Below are 1491 nucleotides of genomic sequence, written 5' to 3'. Positions count from 1 at the left end.
GTAGTTGCTCCGTTCGGTCCCGTGAGAGGGACGGCCGGAGCAGCGGAGGGTGAGGGGAGGGCACATGCGGGGACGTGCGACGACGGACCGGGTGCGCCACGTGTCCGCGGCTCCCGGGGACCGGCGGGGCCGTGGGGTCGGGCGGCACCGGGCTGCGCCCGCGCCCCGCACGGTGGACGCCCCGGCCGTGGCCCGCCGGACCGTGCTCCTGGCCACGACGGGTGCCCTCGTCGTCGCCGCCGTCGCGGTCGGGATGGTCGGGCTCGGCGGGCGGAGCTCGGCGACGGTCACCCAGGGCGTCGCGTCGGTGGTCGTCGCCGGGCACGGGGGCGCCCGGGTGCACGGCTCGGACGACTCGGACGGCTCTGGTGGCTCGGGCGGGTCCGGGAGCGGTGGCGGCTCGGGGGAGGTCGAGCAGGGTCGCGTCGTCGGTGGCCAGCGCGGGACCACGACGGCCGCGCCGTGGGTCGTCTACCTCACCGACGCCTCGGGCTTCCAGTTCTGCGGCGGGACCCTCGTGACGCCGACCAAGGTCGTCACCGCCGCCCACTGCACGGCGTCGGCGCCGGACCGCAAGACCTTCGTCGTGGTCGGGCGCGACGACAAGCAGTCCAAGGCCGGGACGTCCGTCGCCGTCGCGAAGACGTGGGTCAGCCCGACCTTCACCTCGGTCGGGAACGGCCTCGACGTCTCGGTACTCACGCTCGCCGCGCCGGTCCGGCAGGCCACCCTGCCGCTCGCGACGCCCGGCGACAGCGCGCTCTACGCCCCGGCCACGGCGGCCACGATCTACGGCTGGGGCTCGACCACGGAGAACGGCGCGGCGTCGCGCTACCTGCTCTCCGCCACCGTCCCGATCCGGGACGACTCCTACTGCCGGTCGGGCGCGTCGAACTACGACCCGAACCTGCTGACCTGCGCGGGCTACGACGCGGGCGGCGTCGACACCTGCCAGGGCGACTCGGGCGGCCCGCTGGTGGTGAGCGGCAAGCTCGTCGGGATCACGAGCTTCGGCGACGGGTGCGCCCGGGCCGGCAAGCCCGGCTACTACACCCGCGTCGGCGCGAACGCCGCGGTGATCGAGCGCCAGCTCGGGTGAGGCGTCCCCGCCCGACGGGCAGGCGGGCGGGGGGCGAGGGCGGATCGGCGGGCAGGCCGGTCCGCCCTGGAGCCGTCGGGGTGGTCGGAGTGCAGGGTCACCGCCACGTCGGCGCCGGGCGGCGGGGCAGGAAGTCGTACGCGGTGCACAGGGCGAGGTAGGCGTCCTCGTGCTCGCCCGCGGCGAGGTGGGCGCAGGCGGTGCGGACGGCGGCGGCCGACGCCTCGATGCCCGCCGAGGCCCGTGGCGAGCGGTGGTGGTGGTCGAGGGTCGCGCGGAGCATCCGCTCGAGGCGGCCGTCGCGGACGCCCATCGGCAGGTCGCGCAGGTCGCCCAGGGCCTGGATGCCGGTGACGACCGCGGTCGGCAGGTCGAGCGGCTCGGTGTCCACG

General features: G+C 76.7%; 2 protein-coding genes. One reads left to right on the top strand and one right to left on the bottom strand.

What is annotated here, in order from left to right:
• The first annotated feature begins 64 nt into the window (after nucleotides 1-64).
• The gene (locus AC0CYZ_RS24135; RefSeq protein ID WP_472220043.1) at nucleotides 65-1099 is read left to right on the top strand and encodes a S1 family peptidase; all 1035 of its coding nucleotides are present in this window, start codon (nucleotides 65-67) and stop codon (nucleotides 1097-1099) included.
• Between the two features lie 97 nt (nucleotides 1100-1196).
• Here AC0CYZ_RS24135 and AC0CYZ_RS24130 read toward each other — a convergent pair.
• The coding region (locus AC0CYZ_RS24130) for a hypothetical protein (protein ID WP_472220040.1) at nucleotides 1197-1491 on the bottom strand (295 nt) is incomplete at its 5' end.

It is taken from the genome of Actinomycetospora sp. (assembly GCF_055612215.1).
The sequence above is the reverse complement of the archived record's forward strand: the minus strand, read 5'-3'. Positions and strand labels throughout refer to the sequence as shown.